The sequence below is a fragment of the Shewanella sp. 4t3-1-2LB genome (genome assembly GCF_017368415.1).
GTDB lineage: Bacteria > Pseudomonadota > Gammaproteobacteria > Enterobacterales > Shewanellaceae > Shewanella > Shewanella fodinae.
On the sequence record NZ_JAFNJD010000141.1, the window covers coordinates 1 to 443 of the forward strand.

Annotated in this window: 1 protein-coding gene; it reads left to right on the forward strand. The window is 47.2% G+C overall.

All coding sequences use genetic code 11. From position 1 onward, the window contains the following. Nucleotides 1-191: 191 nt before the first annotated feature. Nucleotides 192-443 (forward strand): transposase (locus tag J3L11_RS19005; protein ID WP_207572008.1); only part of this gene is annotated, 252 nt, incomplete at its 3' end.

Consider the following 443-nt stretch of genomic DNA (forward strand, 5'->3'; position numbering starts at 1 on the left):
AGGTGCGTATTACATCATGGCGCAGGCCATTTATTTATTGGCCAAAAATGACGTCGGATATATGTTAGCGACCGTACCCTTTAATTGGCTATTGCATCATGAGGTGCGTCCATATATGTTTCCTAAATCGGTTGAACTAAAGCGGTAGCCGCTGATCTGATCGGCATAACCTATCAACTACCCCCTCAACCGTGCCAAAACCTCGCTATAAAATAACTAACTGGAAGCAATACAACCAAGCCCTAATCAATCGTGGCTCGCTGACCTTCTGGATTGATGAGGACGCTATCGCCCAGTGGAAAGCCAAGGCCGAGCAACTTGGAAAAGGTCGCCCTCGCGTATTTAGCGACTTAGCCATTACCACAGCGCTGATGGTTAAACGTGTTTTCGCTATGCCACTGCGAGCGTTGCAAGGCTTTATTAATTCGGTATTTCAACTCGCC